This is a genomic window from Pseudomonas sp., assembly GCF_046581935.1.
GTDB lineage: Bacteria > Pseudomonadota > Gammaproteobacteria > Pseudomonadales > Pseudomonadaceae > Aquipseudomonas.
The window spans coordinates 443921-460933 of record NZ_JAYGFK010000012.1; the positions used below are offsets into that span (position 1 = coordinate 443921).

Here is a 17013-nt window from a genome sequence, read left to right on the forward strand (position 1 = left end):
GGGCCGAAAAATGCACAAACGACTAGGCCATGATTCCTCACTTAGAACTGGACCGCAGCCACTCAGCGCCGATTTATCGCCAGCTCTATCAGCGATTTCGTCAATCCATTGCCGACGGCCGTTTAAAGCCAGGAGATCGGGTGCCTGCCGTTCGAGCGCTGGCAGCAGAGCTAAACCTAGCCCGGGGCACGGTGGAAGCGGCCTACCAGTTGCTGATTGGCGAGGGCTATTTGATTGCTCGCGGAGCAGCCGGAACGGTTGTTACACCGCAACTGACACTCGCACCCTCGCCCAAACCTAGCGCGCCAGTGGCGGCGACGGCGTATCAATCCACCCATTCCAGCACGCTGCCGCTCGCTTTACAGATGGGCCTGCCCGCATTGGATGCCTTTCCGCGCAAGCTCTGGACACGGCTGGCCGGCCGACAACTGCGACAGGCCGGCCTCGAAGGGCTCGTTTACCCAGACCCATGCGGCCATGCGCCCTTACGCACAGCAATCGCGGCTTACCTGGGCATTTCGCGGGGCATCACCTGTCAGCCTGAACAGATATTTGTATGCGCCGGCTATCGTGCATGCCTGGATCTGATTAGCCACACACTGATGCACCAAGGCGATAAATGCTGGCTAGAAGAGCCCGGCTACTTCATGGCCAGAAATGCCCTATTAGAAGCAGGTGCAGAGCTGGTGCCCGTTGCGGTGGATGATCAGGGGCTGGACGTCGCACAAGGTATTGCCCATGCCGCAGATGCGCGCTTTGCAGTGGTCACCCCGACCCACCAAAGCCCACTGGGTGTATCGCTGTCATTGCCGCGTCGGTTAGCGCTACTGAACTGGGCCGACAGCCAAGGCAGCTGGATCATCGAGGACGATTACGACAGTGAGTATCGCTATCAGGGTAAACCGCTACCCGCTCTCAAAAGCCTCGACCAACAGGGCCGCGTGCTCTACACCGGCACCTTCAGCAAGGTACTGTTTCCTGGTCTGCGTCTGGCCTACCTGGTTGTACCGGCCGAACAGAGTGAGGCATTCGCCCGCACGGCGGACCGCTTGCATAACCACTGCCCACACGTACTGCAGGCAACCGTCAGCAACTTCCTCAACGAGGGTCATTTTGCCCGGCATTTAAACAAGATGCGCAACCTCTACGCCCGCCGCCGCCAATGGCTCGTCGAGGCACTCCAGCAACAGTTTGGCGAACGTCTACTGCTCAACCATCAAGTAGGTGGCATGCATCTGCTCGCGGGGCTTCGCGAAGGTGATGATGTCGCATTCGCTCAACGTGCCCGCCGCGCAGGCCTGGCTGTCGAACCGCTTTCACGCTGGTATATAGGGGCCAAGCCTAGGCACGGCCTGCTTCTTGGGTTCACCAACATTGCCAGTGCACAGCAAGCGATGGCAGTGGCTACGCGCTTGGCGCAAGTCATCTAGGCAGTGGGCTGAAGCCTGACACCTATTCAGCACCGTACAATGCCCGCTTTACCAAGGAGTTCAGCCGATGCAGCAAGCAGTTTACGGTGTAGGCGATGCCTCTTATCAGGCGGCGGGTGGCATTGACGGCTTACGCCTGTTGGTTGGGGACTTTTACCGGTTGATGGATGAGCAGCCAGAGGCCGCAGCGTTGCGCCGCTTGCATGGTGCAAACCTGGAACTGGCGAGTGACAAACTGGCCTGTTTTCTCAGCGGTTGGCTCGGCGGTCCACGGCTATTCAGCGAGCGCTATGGCTCCATCGCTCTGCCGGCTTTTCACGCGCAGTGGTCGATCAACGAGCAACTCAGCCAAAGCTGGCTCAGCTGCATGGCCCAGGCCATTGCCCTGCAGCCTTACACAGCGGAATTTGCCGAGTACCTACTAAGCCAGCTGCGCGTGCCCGCCCAACGCATCGTGCAGGCCAGCCGTAATCGCCATGGTTCAGCCAGCGAATAATAGAAAGCCGCGCACTTCGCGGCTTTCTGCTTCGCCATGACAGCAGCCTAGGGCTGCTGTTTCCAGCGCTCTAAGGCGGCCTGATCAGAACCACGGCCTTCGACCCAGCGCGGACCGTCGGCGGTGTCTTCTTTCTTCCAGAACGGCGCGCGGGTTTTCAGGTAGTCCATGACGAAGTTGCAGGCATCAAACGCGGCCTGGCGGTGGGCGCTGGTGGTGCCAACAAACACGATTGGCTCGCCCGGTTCCAGGCGGCCGATGCGATGGATGATCTCGATGCCCAGCAACGGCCAGCGCTGCTCCGCTTCTGCGGCGATCTTGCTCAGGGCTTTCTCGGTCATGCCGGGAAAGTGTTCAAGGAACATCCCAGCAACTTCGTGCCCGTCATTGAAGTCGCGCACATAGCCAACAAAGCTGACCACCGCGCCGATGCCCAGGTTGGCGGCATGCAGGCTATTGAGTTCAACGCCCGGATCGAAGGGTTGCGGTTGGACGCGAATACTCATGCAGATGCTCTCTGTGGGGGGGCGTAGGGTGGGTTAGCGGCGCAAAGCCAGGCTGGCAAAACCACCGCGCAATCCGTGCGTCGCGTAACCCACCATGGATTTAACTGGCGGCATGGGTATCGCTGCGCTCAACCCATCCTACAAATTACCTTTAACCACCGGTTACCGTGGGGAAAAATGCCACTTCATCGCCAGCCTGCAGTGGCTCATCCAGGCTGCAGAGTTCCTGATTACGCGCGCACATCAGGTTCTGTTCAGCCAACACTTCCCACACACCGCCACGGGCCAGCAGGTGCTGACGTAGTTGTTCAAGGCTGCTGAAAGCAGCGCTTAGTTGCTCGCCATCCAGCCCCAAGACCTCGCGGTAACGGGCGAAATACTGCACGCGAATCATGCCTCGCCCCCTGCTACAAAGTGGCCGCTCTTGCCGCCAACCTTTTCCAGCAGGCGTACGCCTTCGATCACCATGCCGCGATCAACTGCTTTGCACATGTCATAGATAGTCAACGCGGCAACGCTGGCGGCGGTCAGAGCTTCCATCTCCACCCCGGTTTGCCCGGTCAGTTTGCAGCGCGCGGTAATCCGCACCGCGTCAACGCCTTCAGGCTGCAACTCAACCTTGACGCTGGTAAGCATCAACGGATGGCACAGCGGGATCAGCTCACTGGTTTTCTTCGCGGCTTGAATACCGGCAATCCGCGCCACGGCGAATACATCGCCCTTGGGGTGGTCGCCTTGGGCAATCATCTGCAGGGTTTCAGGGCGCATGCGCACCAAGGCTTCAGCCACAGCTTCACGGACGGTCAGGGCTTTATCGCTGACGTCGACCATATTGGCGCGACCTTGGGAATCGAGATGGGTTAACACGGACAGGCTCCAGAAAAGGATGGTCCGATTGTAAACCCACCGGTCAGGATATGGCAGGCATAAAAACGCCCCTTGCCGCTGGGCAAGGGGCGTATGGGCTCGCGACTAAAGATGATCCTACAGGTAGGTGACGTTAAGTATGAGTACCAGCACAAGGCCAGGCCCTGCAGACACCGAATCTTTTCAGATGCTCATCCGTCTCATGAAACTCGCCTCCACCGGCCCATTGAAAGCGAAGCGTCACCAAACACTCACTCTCATCAACCACCTCAAGGTTTTGCACTCCCGGAATTGAAGACAGCCCGTTCAACGCATCGGTACCAACGCTAGATGACGACAGGAAACCTCGTATGTCATCACTTCGCTGAACCTTAATGATGTAGTCGTTCATGACGATGTAACCCTCGCTATAAGTTTTTAACTTATGTTCGTCAGTCAAACCTCCTTTACATATGGGTTTCGGCGTACTCGGCGAGGATCGAGCGTGGCACCCCTTGCAGGGTGATATGTACGCCATGCTCAAAGTCTTTGAAGCGCTCCGTCAGGTAGGTCAGCCCAGAACTGGGGGCCGACAGATAAGGTGTATCGATCTGCGCCAGGTTACCCAGGCAGACCACTTTGGAACCGCTGCCGGCCCGGGTGATGATGGTTTTCATCTGGTGCGGCGTAAGGTTCTGGCATTCGTCGATAAGGATCAGGCTCTGCTGGAAACTGCGGCCACGAATGTAGTTGAGGGATTTAAATTGCAGCGGGACCTTTTGCAGGATGTAGTCGACGCTGCCGTGGGTGTTCTCGTCGTCCATGTGCAGGGCTTCGAGGTTGTCGGTGATGGCTCCGAGCCAGGGCTCCATCTTCTCGGCTTCGGTGCCCGGCAGAAAGCCAATTTCCTGATCCAGCCCCTGCACACTACGGGTGGCAATGATGCGCCGGTAACGCTTGCTAACCATGGTCTGCTCAATGGCCGCCGCCAGGGCCAGAATGGTTTTCCCGGAGCCGGCCGCGCCGGACAGGTTGACCAGGTGAATGTCTGGATCAAGCAAGGCGAACAGCGCCAGTGACTGGTAGATATCCCGTGGGCGTAGGCCCCAGGCTTCTTGGTGCATCAACGGTTCTTGGTGCATGTCGAGAATCAACAGCTCGCCGTGCTTGATGCCCTTGATCCAGCCGACAAAGCCCTGCTCGTCGATGATGAATTCATTGACGTGCACCGCCGGCAGATTGTCGGTGAGCTGAACGCGATGCCAGGTGCGGCCGTGGTCCTGGCGGGTTTCCACCTTGTTCACGCGATCCCAGAAGGAGCCGTCCATGTTGTGGTAACCCTGCGACAACAGCGATACGTCGTCGACCAGTTGGTCGGTGTGGTAGTCCTCCGAGTCGATGCCACAGGCGCGTGCCTTTAGGCGCATGTTGATGTCTTTGGTGACCAGCACCACATTCAACCCAGGGCGACGGGACTTCAGTTCGACCAGTTGGTTAATGATCTTGTTGTCGTTGAGGTCTTCCGGCAGCCAAGTAATCGGGGCTGCACTTTTGCTCATGAGAATCGACAGAAAGCCGCATGGCCCGCTCTTGTCGCGTTGGATAGCAACGCCGTGCTCCACCTCCTCCGGATTGGCGCTGCCGAGGATCTTGTCAATCAGACGGATGGCCTGGCGGCACTCAGCGGCCACCCCCTGTTTACCGGTTTTAAGCTTGTCCAACTCCTCCAGTACGGTCATGGGAATGGCGACGTGGTGCTCTTCAAAATTCAGCAGCGCGTTGGGATCGTGGATCAGCACATTGGTGTCGAGGGCGTACAAGGTTGGGGCGGTGGGCTTGCAGCGTCCGTGGTCATCCATACTCGGTCACCTTGTTGTAGTAGCCAAGCGGCGCAGGGGCGAATGCGTCGCGGGGGGCCGCCAACTCCTCAGTTGCCGGGCTGAGGAGGCTGCAATTAGGTGAGGGCCAATGGCCGCCACCTGTCTGCAGGGTTCGGCGGTCTTAAAGGATGCGTCTTCTTGATACTCCAAAAAAGATGACAGAAAAACGTATTTTTAAGTTTTTTCAGGTTTATTTGTCGGGCCGATAAATAGCGCTTGGCGACCTGCGCAGTCGCCGTTAAAGTCGATAGTCCCACCGGCCTTCGGGCCTGCAAAGATTTCCCTCCCCCGCGCAGTTCCTCAAGCTCAGCGCCACCAAAGCGTATGGCGCAAGCTACCCGGCCAATCACCTAGCCTGCGTATCACTAATCGCCCTAATAGGTAGTCTCAGCCGCCGTCAGCTTCTAGAATCGCCGCAGACTTTCAGGAGCAGACTTATGTTGATGGTGATTTCCCCGGCCAAGACCCTCGATTACGAGACGCCGCCGGTAACCCCGCACTTTACCCAGCCAGAACACCTCGACCATGCCCAGGAGCTGATTGTGCAGCTACGCGAGTTCAGCCCGGCGCAGATCGCCGAATTGATGCACCTTTCAGACAAACTCGCCGGCCTCAACGCTGCGCGCTTCGGCAGTTGGCAGCGGCCCTTCAACCCGTCCAACGCCAAACAAGCGCTGCTGGCGTTCAAGGGTGACGTCTATACCGGGCTGAATGCCGAGGATTTCAGCGAGGCCGATTTCGACTTCGCCCAAAACCACCTGCGCATGCTCTCAGGTTTGTACGGTGTGCTGCGCCCGCTCGACCTGATGCAACCCTATCGCCTGGAAATGGGCACCAAGCTGGCCAACCCGCGTGGTAATAACCTCTATGACTTCTGGGGTGAGCGCATTAGCGGCTGGCTCAATGAGGCGCTGGCGGCCCAAGGTGATGACGTACTGCTCAATCTGGCGTCTAACGAGTACTTCAGCGCGGTGAAACGCAAAGCGCTGAATGCGCGACTCATCAACACCGAGTTCAAGGATCTGAAGAACGGCCAGTACAAAATCATCAGTTTCTATGCAAAAAAAGCGCGCGGGCTAATGGCGCGCTACGTGCTCAAGGAACGCCTCAGCGACCCGGCAGGCCTCATGGATTTTACCTACGAGGGTTACCGCTATTCGGCCGAAAACTCGAAACCAGACACCCTGGTTTTCCTCCGCGACCACCCTCAGGATTAACCCCTTCCTCCCTCTGCGGGCCGCGAAAACGGCCCGTCCAGCCATATATCCCAAACTCTCCAAGCCCGCCCAAAACACCCAGCCTTATTGAACTAATCATTCACGATTGAACTTTTCCCAACATATACAGACGACACGACTTACTTCACCAAATCATTTCATATTGCCATCACCGCATAACTACCAAGCAGTTCTCATTTCTCCAAACAAGTTGACGAACGGTAGGAACCATCAGAAAAGCAACAGACTCATAGCGACACGATGTTTATCTTCACGCAACTTGCACATGACTAACTTCAGCATTAAACGCTGGTATGAATCCGGCATTTAAAGCCCGGTCAAAATAGAACCGGGCAGAAAAGGAGATGCACAGCATGGAACTATCAAATTCTTGAAGGCTCTGTAAAACCCTAACGCTAGAGCCCTGCAATCTGCTTGCACGGCAAATAGCATAGGCACCACAACTATAATTAAATCTCTGGCAAGCACTTCGCCTTGCTAACCAACCATTATGCCTAAATTAGTTCACACGGCTTAACAGCCAGAACTAACGAACAACTGTGCCTAATAACTACCAATCAACTGTGCAACAAATGGACGAGGTAAATACAATGCGAATTAGCATATTTGGCTTAGGTTATGTTGGCGCTGTTTGCGCAGGCTGTTTGTCGGCTCGCGGCCATCACGTGATCGGTGTCGATATATCCGCCAGCAAGATTGACCTGATCAACAATGGCAAATCGCCAATCGTCGAAACGGGGCTGGAAGAACTGCTGCAAAAGGGCTTGGCGTCTGGCCATTTGCGCGGCACCACCGATGTCGCCGACGCAGTACGTAACAGCGATATTTCTTTCATCTGCGTGGGTACGCCAAGCAAGAAAAACGGCGACCTGGAGCTCAACTACATCGAAGGCGTATGCCGCGAAATTGGCCTGGCCATGCGCGACAAAGCCGAGCGTCACACCGTTGTGGTACGCAGCACCGTATTGCCTGGCACGGCTAAAAATGTCGTGCTGCCCATTCTGCAAGACTGTTCCGGCAAGCAGGCTGGGGTCGACTTCGGCCTGGCGGTAAACCCGGAGTTTTTGCGCGAAAGCACCGCGATCAAAGATTACGACTTCCCGCCCATGACCGTTATCGGTGAGCTGGACCAAGCCTCTGGCGACATGCTGGAAGCCATCTACAGCGAGCTCGACGCGCCGATCATCCGCAAGAGCATCGATGTAGCCGAGATGATCAAGTACACCTGCAACGTCTGGCACGCTACCAAGGTCACTTTCGCCAACGAAATCGGCAATATCGCCAAGGCGGCCGGGGTGGATGGCCGCGAAGTGATGGAGGTGATCTGCCAGGATCACAAACTCAATCTCTCCAAGTACTACATGAAACCCGGCTTCGCCTTTGGTGGCTCGTGCTTGCCCAAAGACGTGCGCGCCCTGTCCTACCGCGCAGGCAGCCTGGATGTTGACGCACCGCTGATTGGCTCGCTGATGCGCAGCAACGGCATCCAGGTGCAGAACGCCTTCGACATCATCGCCGGTTACGACAAACGCAAAGTGGCCCTGCTCGGTTTGAGCTTCAAGGCCGGCACCGATGACCTGCGTGAAAGCCCGCTGGTTGAGCTGGCGGAAATGCTTATCGGCAAAGGCTACGACCTAAGCATCTTCGACCGCAATGTTGAGTACGCCCGCGTTTACGGCGCGAACAAGGAGTACATCGAGTCGAAGATCCCCCACGTGTCCTCGCTGCTCAGCAGTGATTTCGATGCCGTGGTGGAGAACGCCGACATCATCGTCCTGGGCAACAGCGATATGCACTTCGCGCCACTCGCCCAACAAGCCCTGCAGGATAAACACGTGGTTGACCTGGTCGGCTTTATGCCAACGGCATCGCGTGCGGGCAGTGAAGGGATCTGCTGGTAAGCGCAGCAGCTCGTTAGCTGAAGCAAGCCCTGGGCAGGCAACGCCAGCCCAGGGCTTATCGGGCACAAACGATGGATAGGCTCATGCAATCACAAACGCTGAAAAGCGCCCTCAACCAAGCCGCTGGCTGGTTGTTCTACATATCACTGCTGATGCTGCTCGCGCTGGCGTTGCCCAGAAGCGTGTTCGACCCTGAGTCGCGCGACTACCTGCTGCTGATCGGTGCGGTGGGCATCTGGCGTTATTCCATGGGTGCAGTGCATTTCGTGCGCGGCATGCTGTTTCTCTATGTGGTGTTCCCTTACTACCGGCGCAAGGTAGCCAAACTCGGCAAAGCGGCCGACCCGTCCCAGGTATTTTTGCTGGTCACCAGTTTTCGCATCGACGCCCTGACCACGGCTCAGGTGTACCAATCGGTGATTCGCGAAGCGATTGACTGCGGCTACCCCACAACCGTGGTCTGCTCAATCGTCGAGCTGTCCGATGAGTTACTGGTGAAGGGCCTTTGGGCACAAATGCAGCCACCGCAACACGTCACCCTAGACTTCGTGCGGATTCCCGGCACCGGCAAACGCGATGGCCTGGCCTATGGCTTCCGTGCGATTTCCCGGCAAATGCCCGATGCCGATGCGGTTGTGGCCGTTATCGATGGCGACACCGTGCTCGGCGAAGGCGTGGTGCGCAAAACCGTACCCTGGTTCAAGTTGTTCCCGAATGTCGGCGGCCTCACCACCAATGAGTTCTGCGAGGTACGCGGCAGCTACGTGATGAGCGAATGGCACAAGCTGCGCTTCGCCCAGCGCCACCTCAACATGTGTTCGATGGCCCTGAGCAAACGCGTGTTGACCATGACCGGACGCATGTCGGTGTTTCGCGCCGAAGTGGTGACTGATCCCGACTTTATCGCCGACGTGGAAAGCGACCACCTCGACCACTGGCGTCTGGGCCGTTTCCAGTTTCTCACTGGTGACGACAAGTCCAGCTGGTACAGCTTGATGCGCTTGGGCTACGACACGTTTTACGTGCCGGACGCGGCCATCAACACGGTCGAGCATCCACCAGAAAAAAGCTTTATCAAAGCCAGCCGCAAACTGATGTTTCGCTGGTACGGCAATAACCTGCGGCAGAACGCTCGCGCCCTGCGCTTAGGCGTGCGCCGCCTGGGTGGCTTCACCAGCGTGGTGCTGTTCGACCAACGCGTGTCGATGTGGACCAGCCTGCTCGGCCTGAGCGTGGCGATTATTGCCAGCATCAAATATGGCCTGGGGTTCTTCCTGGCCTACCTGCTGTGGATCGGTCTGACCCGTCTGGTGCTCAGCCTGCTGCTAAGCGTCACCGGCCACCACATCGGCCCGGCTTACCCGCTGATTCTCTATTACAACCAGATCATTGGTGCACTAGTGAAGATCTACGTGTTCTTCCGCCTCGACCAACAATCCTGGACCCGCCAAAACACCAAGCTCGATCGTGGCCTGGTGAGTTTTCAGCGCTGGTTCAACACATGGTCCTCACGTGCCATGACTTTCTCTGCCGCCAGCCTATTCGTCGCCACCCTAATGGTCCTGGTGTGACGATCGCGACCCTTTTGAACAGGAATTTGCAAGCATGAATACAGCCGCCAACGTCAATGTGGTCCATGAATCCGAAGCCCAGCGCCAACATGCCCGGGTGAAGATCCCCGCTCAGGTGCACTACCTGAACAAGAGCCGCGAGCCTATCGAGTTATCGCTCAGTGATATCTCTGCCGGTGGCTTCAGCGTCATCGACAAACAGCACGCCCTGCAGATCGGCGACTTTCACAAAGCCCGCCTGCAATTCAAGCTCGACAGCTTCAACCTGGGCATCGACATCGAATTCCAGGTGCGCTCGCTGGACAGCGACAGCAACCGTGTCGGCTGCCAACTGCACAACCTAAAACCGCGCGAGCAAGCCACCCTGCGCCACCTGATCAGCGCCTACCTGGGCGGTGAACTGGTGAGCTCTGGCGACCTGCTCAGCACCTTACAGCGCGATAACTTCACCAAGGCGCGCAAGAACGCCAGTGGCGGCAACGCCATGGGAGTGTTCGGACGGCTCAAGGCCGTGACCTTCAGCCTGGCGATCTTCCTGGTTGGCTTGGCCGCGTTCGGCTTTATCTTCAAATCGGTATACGGCCTGTACTTCGTCACCCACGCCCAATCAGCGCAGGTCAATGTGCCCAGCCTGCAGGTCACCATGCCGCGTGAAGGCACGGTGCAGAGCCTGATCGGCGTAGACGGCAGTGTCGCTAAAGGTGCGCCCATTGCATCGTTCTCGGCGAGCATGCTGGAAATGCTCAAAGGCCACCTGAATGACGAGCAGCTAGACCCAGCGAATGTCGAAAGCCTGTTCGGCAAGCAAGTTACCGGCACGCTGACCAGCCCGTGTGACTGCAAGGTAGCGCGCCAGTTAGTCGCTGACGGCCAGTTCGCCAGCAAGGGCGATGTGATCTTTGAATTGGTCCCGCAGAACACCCGCGCCACAGTGCTGGCGAGCTTCCCCTTCCGTAACTTCGCCCAGGCCCGTATCGGCAGCCGCGCCAGCTTTCTGGTGGCCGGCGAAGACACCCCGCGCCACGGCAAGATCGTCAGAAGCAGCCTGCATGAAGGCGGCCTGAAGTCAGACATCCGCGTAGAGATTGAGCCGGAGCAAGCCTTGAACAGCAGCCTGGCCGGGCAACCGGTGGAAGTGGTGCTCGACCGTGGCCCGTCGTTCGACTGGATGATCGACCAAGCCCTGGCCGCTGGTCGCTAAGGAGCCGCCGCATGTCGAACCTCAACGCCCGCCCACTGGCCACGCCGCTGCTCACGCTAAGCCTCGCGCTCGGTTTGAGCGCCTGCGCCAACCTGCCTGACCAGCGCCTGGCTATGGAGGCGATGCAGCAAGGTGATAACGCCACCGCTGAGCAGAACTTCCGGCAGTTGGCCGAGTTGGGCTATGTCGACGCGCAAATTGGCCTGGCCGATCTACAACTGGCCAGCGGCACCGCAGACGGTCTGCAACAAGCCGAGCAGACCTACCGCCGCGCCCTCGGCGGTTCACCACGGGCCCAGGCGCGGCTGGGCAAATTGCTCGCCCGCAAACCAGACGCCAGCCACGCCGAGCGCCAGGAAGCGGCGCAGTTGCTGGAGCAAGCCTTCGCCGCCGGGGAACCCGGCAGCCTGCTGCCGCTGGTGATGTTGTACCTGCAATACCCACAGGACTATCCCGATATGAACGTACAACAACGTATCTCCACCTGGCGTCAGCAGGGCCATGCCCAGGCTGACCTGGCGCAGATTCTGCTGTACCGCAGCCAGGGCAGTTACGATCAGCACCTGGACGAGATCGAACAGATCTGCCAGAACCTGATCAACCAGACCGACGTGTGTTATGTCGAACTGGCCACCGTGTACCAAAAGCAAGGCAGAACCAAGCAGCAGAACAACCTGGTCAAACGCCTGATGGCCAGTTATCGCAGCGGCGCAGTCCCGGCCCAGCGCGTCGATGCCGTGGCACAAGTGCTCGCCGACGCCGAGCTCGGCAAGCCGGATGAGGGCCAGGCGCAGGAGATGCTCGAAGCCATTGCGCCGGACTATCCCGCCGCCTGGGTCAGCCTGGCGCGCCTACTCTATGACTACCCAGCGCTAGGTGATGTTGAGCAAATGCTCGGCTACCTCGAACAAGGTCGTGCCGCCGCCCTGCCGCGTGCTGAATTGCTCCTCGGGCGGCTGTACTACGAAGGCAAGTTGCTCCCACAAGACCCGCACAAAGCCGAACAGCACCTGCGCAAAGCCGCGCCCAGCGAGCCCAGCGCTAACTACTTTCTCGGGCAGATTTACCTGCGCGGCTACCTCGGCGACATCTACCCGCAACAGGCGCTCGACCACCTGCTCAGCGCGGCGCGCAACGGCCAGATCAACGCCGACTTCGCCCTCGCGCAGATGTACTCGCAAGGCAAAGGCATCCTGCCAGACCCGGTTAACGCCTTTGTCTTCAGCCAACTGGCCTTGCCGAAAAACACCCCCCAGGCCGACGAACTGGCCCACAGCATTGAACAACAACTGAACGCCAGTCAGCGCGCCAAGGCCGAGCAACTGCTCAGTGCCGAACGCCAACTGCGCGGTACGGCCTGGCAGGCTCAACCTACTCTGCAGGCGCATAACCTATGACATGCAGCGCAATGCAAAAACTCAACCCCATTCGCCTCGCCATTGGTCTGTCGCTTGTCTGCGCCAGCCCCGCGTGGGCCGTGCAAACGGATGCCCTGAATTTCGGCAGCGACATCAAAATTACCGCGCAATCGGAAGAAGACCGCGACCTCGGCACCCGCGATGGCGGCGACGTCAACGGCATCGCGTTCGATGTGCGCCCCTGGCTGCGTGCAGAGCGCGGTGACTGGAGCGCCTTCGCCATGGGCCAGGCTGTGGTGTCCAGCGACATCATCCAGACCGATACCCTGGAGTCATCCAGCGGCGAAACGTCGTCCAACCAGAACGACGGCCGCACGCGCAAAAAGAACTACCTGGCGCTGCGTCAGTTTTGGGTCGACTACGCCGGCATTACCGCCTACCCCGGTGAGCATCTGCGCTTGGGCCGCCAACGCCTGCACAACGCTGACGGGCAATGGCGCGACACCAATATCGAAGCGCTGAACTGGAGCTTCGACACCACCCTGCTCAAGGCCAACCTCGGCGTTGCCGAACGCTTCAGCGAGTACCGCAGCGATCTTGATGAGCTAGCCCCGGAAGACGACGGCCGCCTGCACCTGTTCGGTGATATCGCCGGGCAATGGCAACCCGGTCACTGGGTTGGCTTGCGTGTTCACCACTCGCGTGACGATGGTTCGCTGGCCGACCCCAATCAGCCGATCGACTCCCTCGACAAGCGCAGCAACGGCAACCTGACCTGGCTGGGCCTGCACGCCGATAGCGATGCCTATAACTTTCGCAACCAGCAGCGCCTCAACTACTGGGCCAGCCTTACCTCGCTAACCGGCGAGCGTAATAGCCTCAACAACACCGAGGATGGCGAAACCGCCCGAGGGCAAAGCAGCACCGACCTCAACGCCTGGGCCACGGACTTAGGGCTGCGCCTGCGCCTGGACCCGCACTGGCAAATCGGTGCGGCCTATGCACGTGGTAGCGGCGGTGGCGATGCCGACGGCAACGGTAATGACAACTATCGGCAGACCGGCCTGCAGAGCAACCGCTCGACCTTTACCGGCACGCGCAGCAGCGTCAATCGCTTCGGTGAAGCCTTCCGTGGCGAGCTGAGCAACTTGCAAGCCGTGACCCTGTTCGGCTCCTGGCAACTGGATGACGAGTACGACGCCAGCCTGGTTTATCACCACTTCTGGCGCGTTGATGCGCACCAGCAAATCGGCCGCAGCGGTATTAATGCGCGCTTCGATGACCCACTTAGCGACTCCGATCCGGCCCCACAAGTCGCGCTGGTCGACGGTGAGAAAGAACTCGGCCAAGAGCTGGACCTGGTCGTCAGCAAATACTTCAAGCAGGGCCTGCTACCAGCAGCAATGAGCGAAGCCATCGACGAGCCAGCCGCACTGGTACGTTTTCGTGGCGGCGTATTCAAGCCAGGTGATGCCTACGGCAGCGATACCGACTCGCTCATGCACCGCGCCTTTATCGACGTTATCTGGAAATTCTAAGGACCCGCGCCATGACGCCACGCCCCAGCAAACTCAAACGCGCCTTCGCTTTCGCGCTGCTGTGCCTCGGCATTCTGCTTGGCGTGCTGCAACTGGCTGAGCCATCGATTGCTGCGCCGCTGACCAGCCAACCAGCAAGGCAGGCATCGGCGCAGCAGAACTACAGCGTCAGCAGCGCGCCCATCGCCGAACTGAAGCTGGCCACGCCGCAATTGCCAGACCTCAGTGGCTACACCAGCGCCGCCGTCGAAGCCAAAATCAAGCGCACACCCGGCGGCAAAGTAGTGGTGCGGCGCATGCTGCAACAGGACGCTTTGAAGGACTTTATCGGCGGTAACGAACGCCTGCGTGAATGGGTTACCCGCCAGCGCGGCATGCCCCAGGCGATCTTTGTCGAAGGCGGTTACGTCACCGCCAAGGACCTGGCCAACGCCCTGCCAGACAACCAGTTCAGTGAAGTTGAACCGGGGGTTTACCTGGCGCGCCTGCCTATCGTAGTGGCCCAAGGCGCAACCCTGCACATCGGCAAGGACGTCAAAGAGCTGCGCCTGTCGCAAGAGCGCGGCAGCTTTATGGTCAACGACGGCCAGCTGTTTTTCACCCACACCCGCCTCACCGCCTGGCGTGAAGCAGACAACGGCCCGGCCACCTTCCGCCGCCCGGATGAGTTCCGCCCGTTCCTGGTGTCCTGGGGTGGCAGCGAGCTGTATGTCGCCGCCAGCGTGTTCACCAGCCTGGGCTACAACACCAGTAAGTCTTATGGCGTGAGCATCACCCAGTACACCTCCGACCTGCAGGAGCGCTTGCAACGCCCGGAGCCGAGCGGCTGGTTAATCGATTCAGAGTTTGTCGACCACTGGTACGGCTTCTACTGCTATGAAGCGCAAAACGTGGTGATCAAAGGAAACACCTACCGCGACAACATCGTTTACGGCATCGACCCACACGACCGCTCGCACGGTCTGATCATTGCCGAGAACACCGTGCATGGCACCAAGAAGAAGCACGGCATCATCATCTCCCGCGAGGTGGATGACAGCTGGATCATCAACAACAAAAGCTACGACAACAAACTCTCCGGCATCGTTATCGACCGTAACAGCGTCAACAACCTGATTGCCTACAACCAGGTGTACCGCAACCACAGCGACGGCATCACCCTCTATGAAAGCCCGGACAACCTGCTGTGGGGCAATAAGGTACTGAACAATGCCCGCCACGGTATTCGCCTGCGCAACAGCTTGAATATCCGCCTGTACGAAAACGTCTCGGCGGCCAATGGCCTGAGCGGGGTGTACGGGCACATCAAGGATCTCTCCAACACCGACCGCGACATGCAGCTCGACCCCTTCGACGCCGAAGTGTCGATGATTGTGGTCGGCGGCACCCTCGCGGCCAATGGCTCTGGGCCGCTGTCCATCGACTCGCCACTCTCGGTTGAGCTGTATCGCGTGGACATGCTCGCACCGAGCAAAAGCACCGGTATCAGCTTCAGCGGCATCCTCGGCGAAAAGCAGGAAGAAATCCTCGACCTGATGGTACGCCGCGAGCTGGCGGTGCTGATTTCTCCCGCAGAAAGCCAAGCCGAACTCCAGGATTAAGGAACGACAACGTGAGCACATTGCCCTTTAATTTTCGTCACCTGGCCCTCGCTGGCTCCCTGCTGGCCGCCGCTGCTAGCACGCAGGCGGCAGAGCCGCAGTATCAGGTGCAACGGGTCGGCCCGCTGTGCCCCGCCGCGCAGGACCCAAGCCAGTACAACACCAAATACCTGAGCTTTTTCACCGCCTTGGTGCAAGGCCAAGGTGACTGGTTGTTCCGCAGCCGGTATGACCTGCGCACCGACTTTGGCACCACTGCCGAGGGCTTGCGCCAGTTCAAACGGCTGCGCGATGCGCTCAAGCGCAAAGGCGTGGAACTGCTGATCGTCTATCAACCGACGCGCGGCCTGGTCAACCGCGAAAAACTCACCGCTGAAGAGAAAGCCTCGTTCAACTTCGACCTGGCCAAACAGAACTACCTAAAGGCCATCAATGACTTTCGCCAGGCAGGGATCTGGACCACCGACCTGTCACCGCTGTTTGATGAGCAAGGCCAGGATATCGATTACTACTTCAAAGCCGACCACCACTGGACGCCCGCCGGTGCCGAACGCACCGCCAAACTGGTGGCGCAGACGCTCAAGGAAATCCCCGCCTTCGCCGAGATTCCTCAGCAGGAGTTTGAAAGCAGCGTCACCGGCCTGCTGCCCAAGGCCGGCACATTGCACAAAACCGCGGCTAACTTCTGCGGCACCAGCTATGCCACGCAATATGTCCCGCGTGTAGAAACCAGCCTGAAGGGTGAGGCCGATAGCGACAGCCTGTTCGGTGATGAAGCCGACCCGCAGGTTGCCCTGGTTGGCACCAGTAACAGCGGCCCGGCTTATAACTTCGCCGGTTTTCTGCAGCAGTACAGCCATGCCGAAGTGCTCAACCGCTCGGTCAGCGGCGGTGGTTTCGACAGCGCCTTGCTGCAGTACATGAGCAGCCAGGACTTCCACGACAACCCGCCGAAAGTGCTCATCTGGGAGTTCGCCACCCACTACGACCTGGCGCAAGCCAGCTTCTACCGCCAAGCCGTGCCCTTGGTAGACAACGGCTGCGACGGTCGCCCGGCCGTGCTGCACAACAAGGTGAAGCTAAAACCGGGAGCCAATCAGGTGCTGGTTAACGGTGAAAAAAGCCCCGTGCGCGACCTGCGCGGCGGCGACTACCTGGTCGACCTGACTTTTAGCGACGCCAGCGTACATCAGGCCCAAGCCACCGTTTGGTACCTCACGGGCCGCCGCGAAAACTTCAAGCTGGAACAGAGCGACCGCGCGCCAACCGACGGCCGCTATGTCTTTGAGTTGCGCAACGACGCCGACTGGATCGACCTCAACGTACTGGGCCTGGACATCCACAGCCCGGAGCAGATGCCCGCCAACCTCAGTGTCGAAGCCACCCTGTGCAAGCGCCCTGCCCCTGCGGGTAAAGCCCTCACGGCGCAAACCAACTGAGCGCACAA

The 17013-nt window shown here is 59.0% G+C and carries 14 protein-coding genes; 10 read left to right on the forward strand and 4 right to left on the reverse strand.

The genetic code is table 11. From position 1 onward, the window contains the following. Positions 1-29 precede the first annotated feature (29 nt). Together VCA57_RS09915 and VCA57_RS09920 are read left to right on the forward strand one after the other, a co-directional pair. Positions 30-1430 (forward strand): PLP-dependent aminotransferase family protein, encoded by a 1401-nt coding sequence (locus tag VCA57_RS09915; RefSeq protein ID WP_411184820.1) that lies wholly within the window; start codon positions 30-32, stop codon positions 1428-1430. Between the two features lie 67 nt (positions 1431-1497). Further along, the gene (locus VCA57_RS09920; protein WP_411184821.1) at positions 1498-1926 is read left to right on the forward strand and encodes a group II truncated hemoglobin; all 429 of its coding nucleotides are present in this window, start codon (positions 1498-1500) and stop codon (positions 1924-1926) included. 47 nt (positions 1927-1973) lie between these two features. Here the strand turns inward: VCA57_RS09920 and moaE are convergent, their stop codons facing one another. The 4 genes from moaE to VCA57_RS09940 form a co-directional block, all read right to left on the reverse strand. After that, positions 1974-2432, reverse strand: coding sequence for a molybdopterin synthase catalytic subunit MoaE (moaE, locus tag VCA57_RS09925; protein ID WP_411184823.1), 459 nt, complete (start codon positions 2430-2432; stop codon positions 1974-1976). A gap of 151 nt (positions 2433-2583) precedes the next feature. Next, positions 2584-2826 carry a MoaD/ThiS family protein gene (locus VCA57_RS09930; protein ID WP_411184825.1) on the reverse strand — a complete coding sequence of 81 codons (243 nt, stop codon included), beginning with the start codon at positions 2824-2826 and terminating at the stop codon, positions 2584-2586. After that, positions 2823-3299: a cyclic pyranopterin monophosphate synthase MoaC gene (gene moaC / locus VCA57_RS09935; protein ID WP_411184827.1), complete on the reverse strand. Its 477-nt coding sequence runs from the start codon at positions 3297-3299 to the stop codon at positions 2823-2825. The genes VCA57_RS09930 and moaC overlap by 4 nt, the downstream gene beginning before the upstream one ends. Before the next feature lie 446 nt (positions 3300-3745). Further along, positions 3746-5137 carry a PhoH family protein gene (locus VCA57_RS09940; RefSeq protein ID WP_411184828.1) on the reverse strand — a complete coding sequence of 464 codons (1392 nt, stop codon included), beginning with the start codon at positions 5135-5137 and terminating at the stop codon, positions 3746-3748. A gap of 458 nt (positions 5138-5595) precedes the next feature. Between VCA57_RS09940 and yaaA the strand changes: the two genes are divergently transcribed. The 8 genes from yaaA to VCA57_RS09980 all read left to right on the forward strand — a co-directional run bounded on the left by yaaA (position 5596) and on the right by VCA57_RS09980 (position 17005). Further along, the gene (gene yaaA / locus VCA57_RS09945; protein ID WP_411184829.1) at positions 5596-6375 is read left to right on the forward strand and encodes a peroxide stress protein YaaA; all 780 of its coding nucleotides are present in this window, start codon (positions 5596-5598) and stop codon (positions 6373-6375) included. Positions 6376-6986: 611 nt separating this feature from the next. After that, positions 6987-8297, forward strand: coding sequence for a nucleotide sugar dehydrogenase (locus VCA57_RS09950; protein ID WP_411184830.1), 1311 nt, complete (start codon positions 6987-6989; stop codon positions 8295-8297). An 83-nt stretch (positions 8298-8380) separates the two neighbouring features. Beyond that, positions 8381-9868 (forward strand): mannuronan synthase, encoded by a 1488-nt coding sequence (gene alg8 / locus VCA57_RS09955; RefSeq protein ID WP_411184831.1) that lies wholly within the window; start codon positions 8381-8383, stop codon positions 9866-9868. A gap of 34 nt (positions 9869-9902) precedes the next feature. Next, the gene (locus VCA57_RS09960; protein WP_411184833.1) at positions 9903-11069 is read left to right on the forward strand and encodes a PilZ domain-containing protein; all 1167 of its coding nucleotides are present in this window, start codon (positions 9903-9905) and stop codon (positions 11067-11069) included. An 11-nt stretch (positions 11070-11080) separates the two neighbouring features. Then, positions 11081-12466 carry an alginate biosynthesis TPR repeat lipoprotein AlgK gene (algK, locus tag VCA57_RS09965; protein ID WP_411184834.1) on the forward strand — a complete coding sequence of 462 codons (1386 nt, stop codon included), beginning with the start codon at positions 11081-11083 and terminating at the stop codon, positions 12464-12466. After that, the gene (locus tag VCA57_RS09970) at positions 12463-13965 is read left to right on the forward strand and encodes an alginate export family protein (RefSeq protein ID WP_411184835.1); all 1503 of its coding nucleotides are present in this window, start codon (positions 12463-12465) and stop codon (positions 13963-13965) included. The genes algK and VCA57_RS09970 overlap by 4 nt, the downstream gene beginning before the upstream one ends. 11 nt (positions 13966-13976) lie before the next feature. Further along, positions 13977-15566, forward strand: coding sequence for a mannuronan 5-epimerase AlgG (gene algG, locus VCA57_RS09975; RefSeq protein WP_411184836.1), 1590 nt, complete (start codon positions 13977-13979; stop codon positions 15564-15566). A gap of 11 nt (positions 15567-15577) precedes the next feature. Beyond that, complete coding sequence (locus VCA57_RS09980) at positions 15578-17005, forward strand: alginate O-acetyltransferase (protein ID WP_411184837.1); 1428 nt, start codon at positions 15578-15580, stop codon at positions 17003-17005. Positions 17006-17013: the final 8 nt, after the last annotated feature.